Source organism: Pirellulales bacterium (assembly GCA_036490175.1).
GTDB lineage: Bacteria > Planctomycetota > Planctomycetia > Pirellulales > JACPPG01 > JACPPG01.
Genome location: DASXEJ010000101.1, coordinates 1 through 17,646, shown reverse-complemented (window position 1 = coordinate 17,646; position 17,646 = coordinate 1). Strand labels below are relative to the sequence as shown.

General features: G+C 60.2%; 14 protein-coding genes. 6 read left to right on the top strand and 8 right to left on the bottom strand.

Annotated features, from left to right (window positions below; all coding sequences use genetic code 11):
• Window positions 1-1,045, bottom strand: a 1,045-nt coding sequence (locus VGG64_07230) for an acetyl-CoA C-acyltransferase (protein HEY1599378.1), incomplete at its 3' end; no start/stop codon positions are given.
• 138 nt (window positions 1,046-1,183) lie between these two features.
• The gene (locus tag VGG64_07225; GenBank protein ID HEY1599377.1) at window positions 1,184-3,334 is read right to left on the bottom strand and encodes a 3-hydroxyacyl-CoA dehydrogenase NAD-binding domain-containing protein; all 2,151 of its coding nucleotides are present in this window, start codon (window positions 3,332-3,334) and stop codon (window positions 1,184-1,186) included.
• A gap of 337 nt (window positions 3,335-3,671) precedes the next feature.
• On the opposite strand from VGG64_07225, the gene VGG64_07220 reads away from it, so the two are divergent.
• Genes VGG64_07220 through VGG64_07210 form a run of 3 tightly spaced genes read left to right on the top strand, consistent with a single transcriptional unit; the run spans window position 3,672 to window position 7,014 of the window.
• Window positions 3,672-4,487, top strand: a complete 816-nt coding sequence (locus VGG64_07220; GenBank protein HEY1599376.1) for a hypothetical protein — start codon at window positions 3,672-3,674, stop codon at window positions 4,485-4,487.
• The gene (locus VGG64_07215; GenBank protein HEY1599375.1) at window positions 4,484-6,118 is read left to right on the top strand and encodes an ATP-binding cassette domain-containing protein; all 1,635 of its coding nucleotides are present in this window, start codon (window positions 4,484-4,486) and stop codon (window positions 6,116-6,118) included. The genes VGG64_07220 and VGG64_07215 overlap by 4 nt, the downstream gene beginning before the upstream one ends.
• Window positions 6,115-7,014 (top strand): energy-coupling factor transporter transmembrane component T, encoded by a 900-nt coding sequence (locus tag VGG64_07210; GenBank protein ID HEY1599374.1) that lies wholly within the window; start codon window positions 6,115-6,117, stop codon window positions 7,012-7,014. The genes VGG64_07215 and VGG64_07210 overlap by 4 nt, the downstream gene beginning before the upstream one ends.
• 35 nt (window positions 7,015-7,049) lie before the next feature.
• Here the strand turns inward: VGG64_07210 and VGG64_07205 are convergent, their stop codons facing one another.
• Together VGG64_07205 and VGG64_07200 are read right to left on the bottom strand one after the other, a co-directional pair.
• Complete coding sequence (locus VGG64_07205) at window positions 7,050-9,371, bottom strand: HEAT repeat domain-containing protein (protein ID HEY1599373.1); 2,322 nt, start codon at window positions 9,369-9,371, stop codon at window positions 7,050-7,052.
• 124 nt (window positions 9,372-9,495) lie between these two features.
• Window positions 9,496-10,953, bottom strand: coding sequence for a hypothetical protein (locus tag VGG64_07200; GenBank protein HEY1599372.1), 1,458 nt, complete (start codon window positions 10,951-10,953; stop codon window positions 9,496-9,498).
• A gap of 459 nt (window positions 10,954-11,412) precedes the next feature.
• On the opposite strand from VGG64_07200, the gene VGG64_07195 reads away from it, so the two are divergent.
• Window positions 11,413-12,375: a histone deacetylase gene (locus tag VGG64_07195; protein HEY1599371.1), complete on the top strand. Its 963-nt coding sequence runs from the start codon at window positions 11,413-11,415 to the stop codon at window positions 12,373-12,375.
• A 152-nt stretch (window positions 12,376-12,527) separates the two neighbouring features.
• Window positions 12,528-13,709: an acyl-CoA dehydrogenase family protein gene (locus tag VGG64_07190; protein HEY1599370.1), complete on the top strand. Its 1,182-nt coding sequence runs from the start codon at window positions 12,528-12,530 to the stop codon at window positions 13,707-13,709.
• 73 nt (window positions 13,710-13,782) lie between these two features.
• Here the strand turns inward: VGG64_07190 and VGG64_07185 are convergent, their stop codons facing one another.
• From VGG64_07185 to VGG64_07175, 3 genes are all read right to left on the bottom strand, one after another.
• Window positions 13,783-14,241, bottom strand: coding sequence for an SRPBCC domain-containing protein (locus VGG64_07185; protein ID HEY1599369.1), 459 nt, complete (start codon window positions 14,239-14,241; stop codon window positions 13,783-13,785).
• A gap of 484 nt (window positions 14,242-14,725) precedes the next feature.
• A complete protein-coding gene (locus VGG64_07180) occupies window positions 14,726-15,508 on the bottom strand; it encodes a PhzF family phenazine biosynthesis protein (GenBank protein ID HEY1599368.1) in 783 nt (260 codons plus the stop codon).
• Between the two features lie 173 nt (window positions 15,509-15,681).
• A complete protein-coding gene (locus tag VGG64_07175; GenBank protein HEY1599367.1) occupies window positions 15,682-16,086 on the bottom strand; it encodes a hypothetical protein in 405 nt (134 codons plus the stop codon).
• Window positions 16,087-16,152: 66 nt separating this feature from the next.
• Between VGG64_07175 and VGG64_07170 the strand changes: the two genes are divergently transcribed.
• Window positions 16,153-17,235, top strand: a complete 1,083-nt coding sequence (locus VGG64_07170; GenBank protein ID HEY1599366.1) for a CaiB/BaiF CoA-transferase family protein — start codon at window positions 16,153-16,155, stop codon at window positions 17,233-17,235.
• A 54-nt stretch (window positions 17,236-17,289) separates the two neighbouring features.
• Here the strand turns inward: VGG64_07170 and VGG64_07165 are convergent.
• The coding region (locus VGG64_07165; protein ID HEY1599365.1) for a hypothetical protein at window positions 17,290-17,646 on the bottom strand (357 nt) is incomplete at its 5' end.

Sequence of the window (17,646 nt, the reverse complement as noted above, 5' to 3'; positions counted from 1 at the left end):
GGGCACCGCTCGCGCCCAGCGGATGGCCGATCGCGATCGACCCGCCCCGTACGTTCACCTTATCTTGGTCGATACCCAGCATGCGAACGCAGGCCAACGCCTGTGAAGCAAAGGCCTCGTTGAGCTCGAAGAGATCGATATCCGTCAGCTTCAGCCCGGCCCGCTTGAGTGCTTTTTGCGTGGCCGGAACAGGACCGGTTCCCATTACGGCCGGATCGACGCCCACGATCGCCGTGGCCACGATCTTTACCAATGGTTTGAAGCCGAGCGATTTGGCTTTCTCGTCCGACATGATCAACAGCGCGGCCGCTCCGTCATTCAACGGAGAGCTATTGCCAGCCGTGACCGTGCCCATGCCGGGCATGAAGGCCGGTTTCAGTGCGGCTAGCGATTCGGCAGTGGCGTCGGCCCGCACGCACTGATCCACTTCGACCAACAATCGGTTGCCCGCTTCGTCGCGACCCCAGATGGGCACGATCTCGCGAGCGAATTCGCCGTTGGCGTGCGCCTTGGCGGCCAATTGGTGGCTGCGAAGTGCGAATGCGTCCTGCTCTTCGCGCGTGATACCTTGCGTTTGTGCGAGAAATTCAGCCGTAAAGCCCATCATCAGCGCGCCCTTCGACGTGCGATGAAAGAGCTTGGGGTTCACGTCGATGTCCTTATCCATCGGGATGTGGTGCATGTGCTCCAAACCGCCGACGATCTGCACGTCTTCGCTTCCCGCGACAATCGCGTGCGATGCTTGATTAATCGCTTGCAGAGCCGAGCCACAAAGTCGATTTACAGTCGTGCCGCCCGTGGCCAACGGCAGTCCGGCCAGCAGTCCGACGATGCGGGCCACGTCCATGCCCTGCTCGCCTTGCTGCTGCGTGTTGCCCATTACCACGTCTTCGATCTCGTTGGGATCGATTCCGGTGCGCTCGACCAATGCCTTTACCACGGTCGCGGCCAAATCATCGGAGCGAATCTCGCGAAAGACCCCCTTCTCTTTATGGGCGCGACCAACCGGCGTACGCACGCAATCGACGACAACAGCTTGTTTCATACCTTCTTATCTCCTGAACGCGATTGTGCGCTCTTGTGGACTCGATCGTTCGCGGGTTGCCACTTGAAGAATTGTACGGGACCAGGACAACACGCCCCAAGTCGCGAGCCTCGAATAACGATTCTCTCTTGGGACACTTTAAGGGCTCAAGTCGTAAAACCCGCGATTGCTGGCGGCCAACTCCGCCAGCATCGGGGTCGGTTGATATCGCTCGCCGAGCGAGGCGTAGGGCTTCAATAGTTCGACGATCTTGGCGGCCCCGATCGTGTCGGCCCAGAACAACAAGCCTCCCTTAAAGGGCGGGAAGCCGGTACCGAAGATCAACCCGAGATCAACATCCTGCGGCGCGGCGACCTTCTTCTCGGCCAGAATCCGAGTAGCCTCAAGCACCATGGGAAGGAACAGCCGGTTAATGATTTGGTCGTCGGCCAGTTTTTGCGGCTTGCCAACGTGGGGGCCGATAACGTCGGCCAGCTTCGGGTCGGGAGTGCCTTGACCGGGCTTGCCGGTATAGGCGAAGAATCCCACGCCCGCTTTCTGACCGATGCGGCCGGCCTTAACCATTGCCTCAAGAATCGGCGACTCAACGACACGCGTCGGAAATGCCTCATGCATCACGCGCCCGGCGTGGTAGCAGGTATCCAGACCAACGACGTCGTAGAGCGTGATTGGTCCCATCGGCATGCCAAAACCTTTGGCGGCACGTTCGATCGCCTTGATTTCAACCCCTTCGCGCAACAACTCGAGCGCCTCGGTCATATAGGGGAGCAGCAGTCGATTCACCAAGAAGCCCGGACCATCGTTGACCACGATCGGAGACTTACCGATGGTCTTGGCATAGGCCACGGCCGTGGCGATCGTCTCATCGCTGGTTTTGGCGCCACGGATCACTTCCACCAAGGGCATCTTGCGGACGGGATTGAAGAAATGGATCCCGCAGAAGCGATCCGGATGCTTGAGCTTCTCAGCCAAGCGCGTGATCGAAATGGCCGAGGTGTTCGAAGCCAGAATGGCGCCGTCCTTCAACTTCGGCTCGATCCGAGCGTAAAGTTCCTGCTTGGCCTCGGGCATTTCGATAATCGCTTCGATCACCAAGTCACATTGGCCGAATTCGCTGTCCGTGACCGTGCCGTTAACTAGCGGCACATACTTGAGCATCCGCTGCGGATCGGCGCCACGGGTGGCCTTATTGAACGAAACTTCTTCCAAGATCTTTTGCACGCCGCCGGCCAAGGCCTTCGGCATGGCGTCGGTGATTGTTACGCCCATCTCTCGTCGGACCGAAGCGGCGGCAATTCCTGCTCCCATGATGCCGGCGCCAAAAATACCGACCGATGTGATCGGCCGTGGTTTGATATTGGGGTTGGCGATGCCCGTCTCTTTCTTGTTGCGATCGGTAAGAAAGAAGACGTTTAACAATGAGCGATTGATCGGCGAGCCAAACAGGTCGGCAAAACCCTCGGCCTCGGCCTGGCAGGCGGCTTCGATATCGCTGCCGGCAGCGCCAATCATGACATCTAGCGCCGCCAGCGGCGCCGGGTACTGCCCCTTCGTTTGTTGTTGGATGTAGGCCGACGCCGTGACCCCCAGGAACATCAGCTCGGTCTCGTCGATCGGTAGCGGACCGTCCCAGGTCTGGCGATCTTGCAAGTACCGCTGTGACTTGTTCTCGGCACGGATCAGATTGATTGCGGCTTGGCGTAGCTTGTCGCTCGCCACAACATCAGACACCAGCCCCATGGTGAAGGCCGTGCGGGCGTCGACATTCTCGCCGCCGGTCGCCATCTCCACGGCGTTGGACAAGCCAATGATCCGCGGTGCGCGGGCGGTGCCACCCCAACCGGGATAGATGCCCAGCTTGACCTCGGGAAAGCCCATCTGGGCCTTAGGGCTGTTGGACATGATGCGACGGTCGCACCACATCGATAGTTCGGCCCCGCCGCCGAAGCAACCCCCATCGATCGCGGCCACGGTCACACAGGGATAGTGCGACAACCGCTGAAAAAGCTTGCGGCCGCGCGTCGCCAACTCGACCTTTTGCTCGCGTGTGATGTTCTTGGCGGCGAGGAACTCTCGCACATCCGCACCGAAAATGAAAATGCCCGGCTTTGCCGAATCGATAATCAGACCTTTCAGATCCTTGCGCTTCTCCAGATCGTCGAGATGCTTCTCGAGTTCCTCCAGAACGGGCCGCGAGAGGACGTTGGCCCCCTTTTCGGCAGCATCGAACGTAAGCACTGCGATGTCCGGTTCGGCCATCGATAACTTGATATGGGACGCCTCGGGCATAGCGAGAGATTCCTGCTGTCTACTGGAGCGAAGATTGCGAGAGGATTAAGCTGGCGAGCCCGGTAAACTGCGCATCGGGCCGGCTAACCAAAAAACCCTATTTGGTACAGATTTACCTTTATAACACGGCTGCCATACGAGGGGGCAGGGGCTGACAACACAAAAATTTTTATACTAACTATTGATTTCTTACCTATCGCGGCCGTCGCAGCCGGATTCTGGCTACCGCGTTAATACCCACACCAGGGTCCCGTTGTTTCCCAGGCTCTTTTCACCCGCGCAGGACTTTTCTGCGGCCAGGGCACGACTCTCTCGCTCTGGCGAATGGCAGAGGCTTATGACATCCACGCCTGTCCAGCAGAGAACGCATCGTACCCGCGATGACATCCTGGCGGCGCTGGGCTGGTCGGGAATGGCTGCGACGTTTGCCCTTCCCGTTATTTGCGAGTCGCTGGCCCGGGAGTCTTCGGGCGAGGCCGGCGGGAATGCCTTGCTGGTCCGGCTCTCGTTAGGTGTCGTCGTGGCAGCGATTATTCTGCTGGCATTAGGCTGGCGTCGCGTTGTTCGGGGCATCGGCAATCGGGGGTTGGCCACGATTGCCTCGATCGCCGGACTTCAATTTGCCGTGTCGTACGCGGCCCGGCTGATCGGTTCGATCTTCGGCGCGATCCTGGGACCGCTGTACGTATTCGTCGACGGGCTGGGAAGCAAAGGGTTGTCCTGCCTCTTTCTAGGCGTGCTCGTAGCGCTATTGCCGCGGCCAGGTCCACTGACACTCTCGTTAATCACGCTTTTTGTGTTGAATGTCATCACCAGTGGCCAGGTTAGCCTTATCGCCCTGGTCTTCGTCGCCATCAGCGTTGCCTTGCACGAATCGATCGCCGCGCTCTTTGGCGTGACGACCGGACGTCCACCAAGTTCGACCAGCGACGCTGTCGATTGGTCGTTCGTAATTCGGGGAGGATTGGCAATCGGACTGGCCAACGCCTTGGCGATGTATGCGCAATATGCGCTTTACGAAGCGCTACTGCGGCTATTCTTTGACGAGTGGTACAAATTGGCCGTATCGCTCGTTACGGGACTCATCTACGGCGGCGTCGGCGCGGGGTGTGGCATAATTCTCGGCTTGCGGCTGCGGAGGATCTCACCATGAGCCCCGTTCCGCACCATGAAGCGGCGGTCGTTGCCGACGGACTTTGCTATACGTTTATGGGGCGCGAGACACCATCGATCGACGATGTTTCGTTGTCGCTAGCTGCGGGCAGTTGGACACTGGTCGCCGGAAAAACCGGCTCTGGGAAGTCGACACTTCTGCGCGCACTCGCTGGCCTAATCCCGCAACAAGCCGCGGGCACAATGTTCGGACGGGTGCGCGTCTTCGGTCTGGATACACGCACCGCACAGCTGCTTGAGCTGGCAAGTTCGGCCGGACTGGTGCCGCAATCGCCCGACGAACAGCTTTGCACAACCACAGTTGCGGATGAAATCGCCTTTGGATTGGCGAATCTGTGCCTACCCGTGGACGAGATCGATCGCCGGATATCACAGTGGCTCGATCGATTCGGTCTTGCGCCGCAGCGCAGGCAGTCGACACACACGCTATCGGGCGGTCAGAAATCCCGTCTACTGCTGGCTAGCGTGCTGGCCATGGGCCCGCGACTATTGCTGCTCGACGAGCCGCTGGCGCAGCTCGACTACCAGGGAGCCGTGGAATTGCTCGACCTGCTGGAGCGACTGCGCGGCAAAGGGCTCACGATCGTGGTTGCCGAACACCGCTTCGAAGATCTCGCAAGTCGCGTCGACCGAGTGCTGGTGCTTGATTGCGGGCGTGTCGTCATGGACCGCCCTGCACGAGAGGCCAATCTCGTGTCAGCACTGGGCGAAGTAGGCCTTTCCGCAAACACAGTCGCAGACCTCGAACCAAGGCTAGTCGCGCCTATACAACCAACTGCACGGATACCATCGACGACCACCGACACACTTGTACATGTCGATCGGATCTCGCAACGCTTTGCCGGTCGCCAAGAGCCGGTCTGGTCGGACGTCAGCTTTCGGATCGACGTCGGCGAGCACATCGCGATTGTGGGCGCGAACGGTTCGGGAAAGAGCACGATACTGCACGTTTTGGCGGGGTTAGTTCAGCCGACGACCGGTGTCTTGACCCTGGCGCCTGCCGAACAAGGGAGGGCCCCGTTGGCTCTGATACCGCAGAATCCCGACCTAACGCTCTTCTGTCGAACCGTCCGCGAAGAGCTGGCATTTGGACCGCGGCAGCTCGGACTTTCCGTGGCCGAGGTACACGATCGTGTCGACGAGGCGGCCGCAGCAATGGCGGTGGCGGACAAGCTCGATGAACCACCGCTAGCGCTCAGCCAGGGTCAACGATTGCGAGTCGCCACGGCGTCAGCACTGACCCTTCGTCCGCAGCTGCTCATGCTCGACGAACCGACCACGGGGCAAGATCCGGTCGAAGTACACCGCTTGATGTCGGCCGTCGGCGCCGCGGTCAGATCGCGCCGCGTCGGCGCGGCGCTGTTTACAACCCACGATGTGCAACTGGTCGCACGGTTCGCCAGTAGGGCTATGGTTCTGGCGGAGGGGCGCCTCATCGTCGACGGGCCAGCCGGAGAGTTATTGGGCAACCAAGAGACATTACGTCTAGCGCGGTTATCAAGCCGTGACGCCGCGGCGGCTCAGCACCGAATGCGAGAGCATAACGCTACCAAGGAATCGAATCCGACGCCTACTGCTAATCCGGAAACACGTTCACGGAGAGGTCCATGAGCTACGTGGAACTTCTCTCAGGGCGCGACGATACGTGGATGGCAAGACGCGATCCACGTCTGAAAATAGCATGGCTAATCACCGTGTCGCTGGCTGCGATCCTGATTGATTCCACGAGCGGACTCTTGGCCCTGTTCCTCGCGTCCTCGCTGGTTGCTTTAAACGTCGGTTGGACGCCGCGGGTGTGGCTTGTCGTCGCGGGATTTCTGTTGACCGTCGTGTGGGGGACCGCGCTTAGCCAGGCGATGTTCTACCCGGCCGACGCCGATACCCCACCCCTGGTGACCCTTATCAGGCCGTTCGCGATTGGGCCTGTCGACTTTCCAGGAGTGCAATTACATTGGCAGGGGGCGTTGTATGGGCTGGTGCAATCGCTACGAATGAATGCCATGCTGCTCGCGGGCCTGTCGGTTTGCCTTTCGACGGGGCCAGAACGTCTGCTGGCAGCGCTGATTTGGCTGCGCGTGCCCGCCGCTGTCGGTTTCATGGCAGTGGCCGCACTGCGGTTTTTGCCGACGATGATCGATCAGTGGACCACCGTTCGGCGATCGTGCCAATTGCGCGGATATCGACCACGGCTCGCCGGTCTCGGCCGCCGCGCGTGGCGGTCATGGAAAATCGAGGCGGCGCTGCTCGTACCCGTCGTCGCGGCGGCACTGCGACGTGCGGGCATTCTGGCGACTTCACTAACGGCCCGCGGCTTCGATGCGACCATGCCACGCACCATGTATCCGCCGTTGCAGATGACCGGACTCGAAGCCTGCCTGGTGGCGCTCCTGATCGGTCTGGCCGTGAGCTTATCGGCCGTAAAATCACTTTTCTGGTTAGCGATCGGCGGACTTTATCGGTCCGAGGCGCTGTCACCACTCTGCGACTTCGCACAGCAGTGGTTATAGGGACCTCGGCTTGAGCGCCAACCGGTTGGCAATGGTTATCGAGTTGTTCGTGACGGCAAAAGTGCCGTTGTCGCAGCGGGCGAATCGCTGGCGTTCGCCGCCACGGGGCGCTGGTTATCCCACCACTGCTTCCAGCTGCTCACCTGATCGGCCAGCGGCGGAGGACCATCTCCTTGACCGAGCGTGACGTCCGAGCCGACGATCTGAGTGAGGCTGGCGACGCTGGCGACCTTCACACTCAACTCGTCATCAAGGCGGGCGACGAGCGACTCGACGTACATGGCGTCGCGCAACTGCCCCATCGCCGTCACGGCCTGTCGGCGGATTTCCGCGGCGGAATCGCCCGACAGCCGCACGAGCGCTACGGGACCAGAATCGTAACCGTTGATGGCCAGGCTCCGTGCCGCGGCAACGCGCAGTGTGCCATCCTCGTCGGTCAGCAAACGTTCTAAAAGCGCCGGTTCCGATAGAGCGCCTCGTACTCCGAAGGCCTCGACCGCGCTTCGCACAACGGCACTGTTGGGATCATCGAGCAATCGTCCCAAAACAGCCAGATGGCGTGGATCGCTATGGGCAGCCAGGTATCCGCACGACAGCCTACGCACTTCGGCGGCGGTGTGTCCGGTGCCGACGTAAGCCAATCGCACGGCCGGTGGGCTGCCGTCAGAGTGAACTGCGTCGAGCATTTCGCGCCACACCAGAGCATCGGTCTCAGCCATTCCCAATTCTGCCAGCATCTCGACGCTTGCTAGCTCAAGGGGCTGCTCGGCTGCCATGACCGCCAATTGCTTGGCCGCAGCGCGGCGCCGATCAACCTCGTCCGAACTGAGTTCGCCAAGTAGTCCGGCAACCTGGTCGTTGGGTAGTGGTATCGCTGGATGTGCAGTCAACGACGCTAATTGCAACTGATCGCCCTGTGCCGGGTCACCGGCTGGTCGTGGCGGTATGCTGATTGCCCAGGGCTCTCCACTGACATTGGTCGCCTGCCAGGCCGCTTGCAGCGCGGCCATCTGTTCAGCCCGGCTTTCCGGTGGTGCATCGGCCGAGTAGCGTTGCGATGGTGGCCAGCGGCGAGCCAATTGTTCGGCCGCTTGCTTGCGCGTCGGGTACGGTGCTTCGGCCAAAGAGGTCAGCAGAATCGGGCCGGCAGCCGCCAGCGGCCAACTATCCAGCGCGTACACCACGGCCCGGCGTACTTCGCCGCTGCGATCGGCAAGTAATTGGCGGGCAATCGTTTCGCCGCGGGCCGTGGGAAAGTACGCGAGCGATCGGGCCACGCAGCGCCGAACTTGCCAGGAGGGGTCGTTTGTCGACGCGAACACCGTGACGTCGTCGCCCGACTTAGCCAAGGCCAAGACCGCGCCCGAGCGAACGGCCTCGGGCTCGTGGATCAGTAATCGTTGCAAGGTCGCACGTGCATCATCTCCCCCCAACTCGCCCAGCGCGCGAATCGCCGCTAGCCGCACATCGAGATGGAAATCCGTGAGCGCTTCGCGGGCACATTGTAGCGCCTGCGGGTGACGGCGTGTTGCCAGGCATTCCAATGTCGCGGCACGCACCCGCGGATCTCGGTCGCTACGTAACTCGATAGCGCTGGCCGGCAAGACTCCCGCGCCGCTAATCGTATAGGCGTACAGTCCAGCCTGGCGGACGTCACCTTCGTCGGTCTGAAGCGCATCGGCAAAGCACGAGCTAGCCGCCGCGTCGACGTGGTGGGCAAGCGCCCTTAGCAGGTCAGCGTGCAATTCAACGGAATAACCATCGGCGACGGACGTCCCGAAATCATCCAACAATTCCCCTAGGGCAGGGCCCGCCAGGGCGCTGTCTAAACCGCTTAGGGCTTCGACGCTGGCGCGCCGTAGCGGCAGCTTCAGATTCTTGTTGCAGACGGCTTCGGCCAGGCAACGATCGATCGTGCTGTCGCCGGATCGCGCCAGCAAGATGGCAGTGTTGGCGACAACGACCGCGTCGTCGTCAGACAGGAACAGGGCGAAGTCGGGGTGCTTGCCATGCCACCCGGCGATCAGCGCATCCAGTCCGACGTGTTGCCAGCGGTACGTCGGTTCCGCGCCGGAATCGGGATCGGAGGGCGTTGGCAGCCAGCGATCGTCCGCCAATTCGGTAGGAACCTTCAGTTCCTGCGGCTCAGCGGGCTTGGTAACGGGCGACTCCACGGTGGCCGTGGGACGAGGATCTATTCCCAAGCCGCGAGATACTGGCGGAACGTCCGCATCCGACAGCGACATGGCGGCGGCCAAATCCGTCGGCGGTTCGAGCGTCCGACAGCCGGCCACAAGGGCGGCGCAGACCAGCAGGCCGCAGAGCAGCGACGGCCATATTGTTCGACAACCAAACATCGACGGCAAATCCTTTTGCCTCGTACAGAAATCCATTTCTGCCGGATGCCGCCGTGCAACCTACGCACTACATCCGTCAGCCGCAAATCAAATAACTACGAGCCAGCACCGTTGAACTTCACGACTAGGGCACGCGTGCTTGCTCCGTCGCGGCGTCCGGTGCGCCGGGTCCGTGTCCGATGATCGTTTCCAAACCCGTTGCCAGATCGCGTAACTTCTTAATCTCGACTTCGTTGAGCTTCTCGTCCTTTTTCTTTTTCTTGACGATGTCGACCATGGCGTCGATTTTCGTGGTCAGGTCACCGACAAGCTGCTTATTATCGGCCTTGGCGGCGCTTGCCACACCATGGCTCGCATCTGTCCCGCTGAGACCCGACCGCAAGCAACTCAGAAAATAGGTTTGCAACTCCGGTGGGAGAACGGCCTGAGATTTGACCGCCGCCTGCTCCACTTCGGCGACGGGCGGCTCGACCGGCTTCGCCGCCACGACAACCGCGGCCGGGGACTCCGCCGCTGCATCCGGGGCAGCCGCGTCCGCAGGGGCATCCGTTGCCGCAGCCGCAGGATCAGCAGGATCCGCGCCGTTGGCGGTTGGCGCCACCTCAGGGACGATTTCCAGGGCGGGTGCGGCCGTTTGGCGACCTACTTCGGCCGCCAGTAAGGCAATCGTGCGAGCCACGGTCGAGATGTTTTTGTCAGAGAAGCTCTTTTTGTCGAGCAGACCAATGGTGCGAATCGATTCACAACGATCGTCCAAACGCGCGTCCTCGTCGGCGGCAAATTGACGCAGGGCGTTGGTTATGTCAGGTGAATTGGCCTCAGGGCCTTTGGTCGCCAGCATGCGCAGGACGTCGCTCGCACGGCGACGCATGTAGTTGTGGACGTCATCCGAGACGCCTTCGGCCGCCGGCTTTTGTAGCCAATCCAACATCGTTTGCGCCAGGGCGCGACGACTATCGGCCGTACCGGCAACCTCGACATGGCGAGCCACGCCGACCAACGCGTCGATCTGCAGATAAGTGGGGTATTTGCCCCCTTGGTTCTTGAGAACCTCGAGCAGCTTCGAGAATGCCGTGCCGAGAGGCACAGCACCGGAGCCGTTGAGCGCCCCTTCCTTGCTGTTGAGGTCCCCATAAAGAAGCAGGCACGCGACTCGCGCGGCCGGAAAGAAATCCTCGTTTTCAAACGCCTTGGGTAGCGTCAAATGCAGCATCGCCACTAGGCTATCGTGCAGAGCCATGCTGGGCTTGGTGCCAAGATTATAAAGCTCCTTGCGCACCGTCTGGCGCTTGTCATGAAATTTCCAGTCGTTGGTGCGACCTGTCAGATCGGCAATGATGAACTTGCAATGCTGGTTAAACATCTCCTGGGATGCCTCGTCCGGCGCTACGCCCCCCTCAGTGATGGTCGTGCGTTTGGACTTCCATTCGGCCGGGTCTTTGACCGTTCCTACCCAAGTCTTGTACTGCTTGGGGCGGGCGTCGGCCGCATGAGCGACCGGGGAAAGCGCAGGCAGTAGCACGCCGGCTCCGGCTGTGGCCAGAAACAACGTGCGCCAGAAATTGCAAGCATTTGCTAGCATGGTCACAAATCGTAATCCGCGTCCCATTGCGCGACAACCAAACCGCCGCCGCGCAAAGGTATCGCCGCTGTTTTCATTACGTAAATGTCGGGGACGCGAGCAAAGACAGATGTGATCCGCTCGACGAGTTGCTCGCGCTGGGTCCCGTTCGCACGGAACAAAACGCCTCACATGGGGCCGCCGACGGCCCCTCGATTCGGAAAGGAATTCGCCTGCTTCCGCAGCTAATACACAACATTCTAGGCTACCACCAAATCGAGAACGGCGTCAAGCTGTTTCTCCTTAACACGCCAGCAGTTTGCGCGTTTGCGATAGCCGGGAAAATCGGGCCTTTCCGAGCATTGCCAGCGGCTATCCCCGCAGTTTGACAGGCCACGCCCAACTGCGCTAGAGTGACGGCATCAGGGACGCTAATTGTTTGACCTACCGGGGCGGGCCCAAACTAAGGGGCCGTTGCCAATGACGCTCCTCTATTACGACCCCAGGTTTTTAGAGCATCGCACCGGCGCCCATCCTGAACGCCCGCAACGGCTTGAGCAGATCGTAGCCCATCTCGCTCGTACGGGGATCGACAAGCGGTGCCAGTCCACTCGCTGGGAGCCCATTTCGGACGAAGATTTAAATCTCGTCCATTCTCGCGCCTATGCCAGCGAACTGGCAGCTTTTGCCCGTAACGGAGGCGGACATATCGAGGCCGATACGCTCGTCAGTCCTGCCAGCTACGATGTAGCCCGACTAGCTGCTGGCGCTGCCGTCGATGCCGTCACCCAGGTCGTGCAGGGCAACGATCGTCAGGCACTTTGCCTAGTACGGCCTCCGGGGCATCATGCCCTGGCAGACTCGGCTATGGGATTCTGTCTGTTCAACAATATCGCCATTGCCGCCGCGGCGGCTACGCACAGGTTAGGGTTGGAACGCGTGCTAGTGGTCGATTGGGACGTGCATCACGGCAATGGCACACAGGCCACATTTTGGGAAGATCCTCGCGTCGGCTTTATGTCGATCCATCGCTGGCCGTTTTATCCGGGAACAGGCTGGAAGGATGAAACGGGCACAGGGGACGCGTTAGGAACGACGCTCAACCTACCGATCGAGTTTGGCATGCCAAGGTCCGAGTACGTGCGGGGTTTTCGCGACGAGCTGGAGCGGTTCGCGGCACGAATGAAGCCGCAATTGGTCCTCGTCAGTGCCGGTTTCGACAGTCACACTGCCGATCCGGTCGGTTCGTTGGGCCTGGAAACGGAGGACTTCGAGCCGCTCTCAGACGCCGTGCTGGACGTGGCAGATGCCTATGCCGGCGGCCGGCTGGTCAGCATCTTGGAGGGGGGCTACAACCCCGGTATCCTGGCCGGCTGTCTCGAAGTACACCTGCGTCGGTTACTGGTTCGGCAATCGACGTCAAACGGTTTACCGACGACATAGCCCTTTGTCTATTCGCCGCTGTCCGTTTTGCGCATCGCGACGGCGCGATTCACAGGCGGCGCGTCTTTCGAGCCTCGATCGCCGCGCTAGAATGACGATGCGTTTCGCGCTCTTACGACTTGCACGTTTCCACGGCCCTGCCAGGAAATCTCATGACCACAGATTCTCGCCAAAAGCTGCTCGCGGATGTCGAAGCCTATTGCCAGGAACTACGCCCCAGCGAAGAGCTGTGCTATGTCGAACACCGCTTCAATGACCAAACCATCGAGCTGGCCAAGAAATACAATTTGCTCGGCATGCCGGTCCCCGTCGAATATGGCGGTCGCGGCGCGGATTCGGTCACGTACGCCCGCGCGCTAGCACGCATTGGGCGCGAAGGTACGGGCGTGCGCACTTTCTTTTCGGGTCAGACCTCGATTGGCCAATACCCCATCATGCGTTACGGCAATGCAGACCAGCATGGCCGTTATCTGCCCCCCTCGACGCGAGGTGAAATGATCCTGGCGTTTGGGCTAACCGAGCCCGACGCTGGCAGTAATCCGCTGGAAATGACCACGACCTATCGCCGGCAAGGGAAACATTTCTTGCTGAATGGCGTGAAGTATTTGATTTCCAATGGGGGTATTGCCAACGCCGTCGTCGCGTTTGGATATCCCGAAGGCAAGAGCGGCAAGGATCGTCGCATGAGTGCGTTTATCGTCGATACCGTGGGTACGACGTTCGAGGCCGAAGACTTGCACGCCAAGCCCGGCATGTTCACGGCCAATACTGGCATGTTTCAAATGACCGACCATCCCGTGCCCGAGGAGAACCTGCTGGGCGAGGAAGGGAGCGGCTTTCGTATCGCCATGGGAACCCTGGTATCAGGTCGGCTGAGCGTTGCTGCCGGGTGTTTGGGCGTCATTGAGGACTGCCTGGCCGAGGCCTTAACCTACGCCCGCTCGCGCGTGCAGCACGGCAAGCCGATTGGTCGGCACCAACTCGTGCAAGAGCACATTGCCGGCATTGAAATGGACCGCGCCGCCAGCGACGCACTCGTCGAGCGGGCAGCGCAGGCCAAATCCGCCAGCGATCAACAACCGGGCGACGCAAATCTGGCTGCTGCGGCCGATTTCCACGTAGCCGAGGCGAAACTCTTTGCATCCAATGCGGCCTGGGACGCCGCGGATCGGGCCGTACAGATTTTTGGCGGCCGAGGCTGGTCCGAGCTTTATCGCGTCGGCCGACATTTGCAAGATGTGCGCGTGTGCCGCATCTATGAAGGAACCGACGAAATCATGAAGCTGAAGATCGCCACCGCACTATTGGGGAAAGACTTCGCCGCATTCCAGTAATGGCGCACTCGTGCTATGTTACCCACAAGTCGGTAGTGCCCGCACCAACGCGGCACTTGTGGTGGCGATCTGTTCACTCGCCCAACTGCTTGCGCACCTGAGTCCAGGCGTGTCGAATGACCTGATCGGCGGCGGCCTTGACGAGGCCGGGACTCAAGGCGGCTGCCAAGCCGCGCATCTCGCCGACCTCGGCCTGCCAGGTTAGCTTCGAGCCGCCGTTCTCGGCGGCAATCCGCAGTGTCGAGTTGATGCGCATCGAAACGCCGATTCCCTGCGCGTCGATTTTCATGGTGGCTTCTTCGGGCCGTTTGAGATCCGCTAGCGCAATAACGAGCCTAAGCGAGCCGCGCAGAAATGACAGGCCAGGCCGAACCACGCAGCGTAGCGAATGCTCGTCGATCGGTTCCGCGGACACGAGATCTGGAATCGTGCGGGTCATGGCGTCAAATTCGGTGAGTTGCGTATAAAGCCGCTCGGGCGATGCTTGGAAATGCTCCTCACCGCCAAATTGAATTCCCTGACCGGCGATCATCGTGCTCACTTTCGTAGAATGGCAATTCCGCGTCGGTAACGAAGGCACGTCGCCATTCTAGCCAACTTCCCGGAATGAACGAGCCGACATAGCCTGCCCCAAGGCCGGGTCGGAATCGTCGGGACTCGTTCTCAAACTGACCAGGCAAGCGGGTCATCGTCGCCACGTTGAGCGAGGCTGCCAAGAAGCCATTATTTCATGAGATTTTCAGTTGCGGCCACCTGTTGACGCCCCCCAACCGCCAACTACCCTGGAAAAATAGATACACGTAGTGCATGTCGGGGCGTGCACAGTGGCGGGGAGGTCGAACCTCGCCCGATGGTTGCAACATCGGGAAAAAGCCCGTTTAACTCGGGCCGCCGCTTTTTCCGGGCCGCCGTTGGGCGGCCCCTTTCTTATCCCCACATCACGACTCGGCGGTGAAACGGGCAGTTTGGGATGCGCACGCGAACCACCATCCACGTCCACATTGATGGTGGTCGCCTTAAAGGTGGATCATGCCACGGGAAAAAAGTACGGCATGGCCGGCAATTTCAACACGATCGCCAAAATCGGAGCACCACAGCTCTCCACCACGCGTCGAGATTTGGCGGGCGTGCAATTGCGATTTTCCCAAACGCTCGGCCCAGTAGGGCGTCAACGTCGAGTGAGCCGATCCGGTGACCGGGTCTTCGTTGATGCCGGCCTGCGGCGCGAAGAAACGGGATACGAAGTCGACGTTCTTGCCAGGCGCCGTGACGATTACCCCTAAACTGGGCAGTCGCTTGAGCACCGAAAAATCCGGCTGCAGTTCGCGAATTGCGTCCTCCGACGCGTAGACGGCCAGAAAGTCCCGCGACTTGAGCACAGTTGCCGGATTTGCGCCAAGGCCCGCAATTAACTCGTGCGGCGGCTCGCACGGCACAGGTCGGCGCGATGGAAAATCCATCGCCAGACGATCACCCACGCGGCGAACTTTAAGTTGCCCACTCCGTGTTTCAAAGGCGATATCAGCAAGGTCAGGCTCCAACTCTGCAAACACAATCAGCGCCGCGGCCAGGGTGGCGTGGCCACACAGATCCACCTCGACCGCCGGTGTGAACCAGCGCAGCTCGTAACGGCCCGGCGATACCTGACGTAGGTAGGCCGTCTCTGAAAGATTGTGTTCGGCGGCAATGGCCTGCAAAGTTTCTTCGCCCGGCCAATTGTCCAGGGGACAAATCGCAGCGGGATTACCGCCAAATATGTGATCGCTGAAGGCGTCAACGTGAAAAACGGGAGTAGGCATCTCGTGCTCTTTTGCAGGAAGGAGAATGCAAACAATGCGCTGCATTCGCACGCGTACCCAATGACAAGAAGCCGCGGTAACCACGTGTTTCAGTGATCACTGTTGCAGGTCGGCGTGTCGCACTACTGTGCCAGAGACAAATGGATCTGCCAGATGGTTCGCCGCCCGACAAACTATCGTTTTCGGTAATGCACAATCAGCAGCACGTCAGAGGGCGGAAAATCGCTGTGCGAGAGGCCTGTGCTTTTTCCGTCGGCGACGCCACTTTGCGGCGCCATGTTGCCAAAGATATGAATCACCTCGGCTCTAGACTCGACGAGCCAGGAGTTCACCTCCGTTTCGAGTGCTGCGAGATCATTTTCAATGCCTTTGAAAATCTTGATTTGTTGCACGGCAGGGGCTCGAAGAGGGTGGGAGGGTGCCGAACTTGCCGCCGCATATTCTAACGCGTGCGTTACCGCCCAGCGAGCATAGGTGACCGATCTGGCAGCCGCCCCACGGTCCAACGTGTTAGCAACACCTGCAGTGTGCATGGCCGTCGCGCCGGCCAGATGGTAGTTTGGCAACGAGAAATGCATTGCTGGCGGACCGTGTGCATACTGCACCGCTCATGATCAGCAGCAGGGATCAAGAGGCTTTGCCAGATGGCGCCGCTCGAGGGCTGTCATGTAATCGACCTGTCTCTGCTATTGCCAGGTCCACTGGCGACGCAGATCCTGCGCGATCTCGGCGCACGTGTGACAAAGGTCGAACCCCCCGCGCCTGGCGACTATATGGCGTACTGGCCGCCGATGGCCGGCGACGTCTCGGCCACATATGCGACGATTAATCGCGGCAAAGAGATCCTCACGCTGAATCTGAAAGAGCCCACGGATCGCGAACGGTTTTACGAACTGGTGCGCACGGCGGATGTGGTCCTTGAGGGCTTCCGTCCAGGTGTGATCGACAAGCTGCAAATAGGTTATGCGAAGCTCAGTGAAATCAATCCGCGCATCGTCCTGTGCAGCATCTCGGGCTACGGACAGACAGGCCCCTACGCGCAGCGTGCCGGACATGACTTGAACTACCAGGCGCTGGCCGGGGTGCTGTCGATTGCTGGCGGCAACGCAGCAACGACTCCAAATCCCCAGTTGCAAGTAGCCGACACGGCCGCGGGCTCGTATGCGGCGGCTATGCTAATTTTGGCAGCCCTGCTCGAACGGCACAAAACCAATCGGGGCCGGCACATCGACGTCAGCATGTCCGAGCAACTTTTGCCGCTCATGGCAACGTTGTTCGCGGCTGCCGACGCCCTCGGCAGCAACCCACAGCGCGACGGCGAACTCCTCAGCGGCGGCGCCCCATGCTATCGCATCTTCCGCACCAGCGATGATCATCATATCACCGTCGGAGCGCTGGAGCCAAAATTCTGGGTCTCGGTCTGCGAACGATTGAGACTGCCGGAAATGGCAACTGCCAGGTTTCATGGCTGCCCCGACGTCGACAATATCGAGTCACGATTGGCCGAAGTATTTGCGACGAAAACGCGTGCCGAATGGATCGAAATATTCGGCGACTCTGATTCCTGCGTCGAGCCGGTGTTGTCATTCGCGGAAGTGCGCGAACTATCGCAATGGCAAGCGCGCAGAAGTTTCCTGGCCTTGAAGACGCCTGCGGGCGTTACGCTGCGCGTGCCGAAGATGCCCGCCTCACTGGCAGGTTTCGATACCGAAGAGGGACCGGCATGATGGGTTCGCAACCGGTCGATCAACAAACAAGGGTGGCCTTGGATTTGGCCGTCGTTAGATCCGGATGAAAATCTTTTTTGTGTATAGCCACCATAGGATCGCCAGCTCGAGCCCCAGCTGGACTGTCGCGGCAACGACCCCCGACAAACGGCCCAAGTGCTCGGCCACATCGCCGCCGACAAATCGTAGCGAGATTTGATCGAACGGAATTAGTTCGGATGCCATGTAGATGAAGATCGCGTTGCTGCCAATGATCACGAACGGCAGGCACCAGCGGCGCCATTGCCAGATGTCAATCAACTGATAGAACGCCGCCAGAAACAGGCAACTGTACCCGCCGGCAACGAGCACATAGGACGATGTCCACATCTTTTTGTTGATCGGGAACCATGTACCCCACAGATAGCCCAG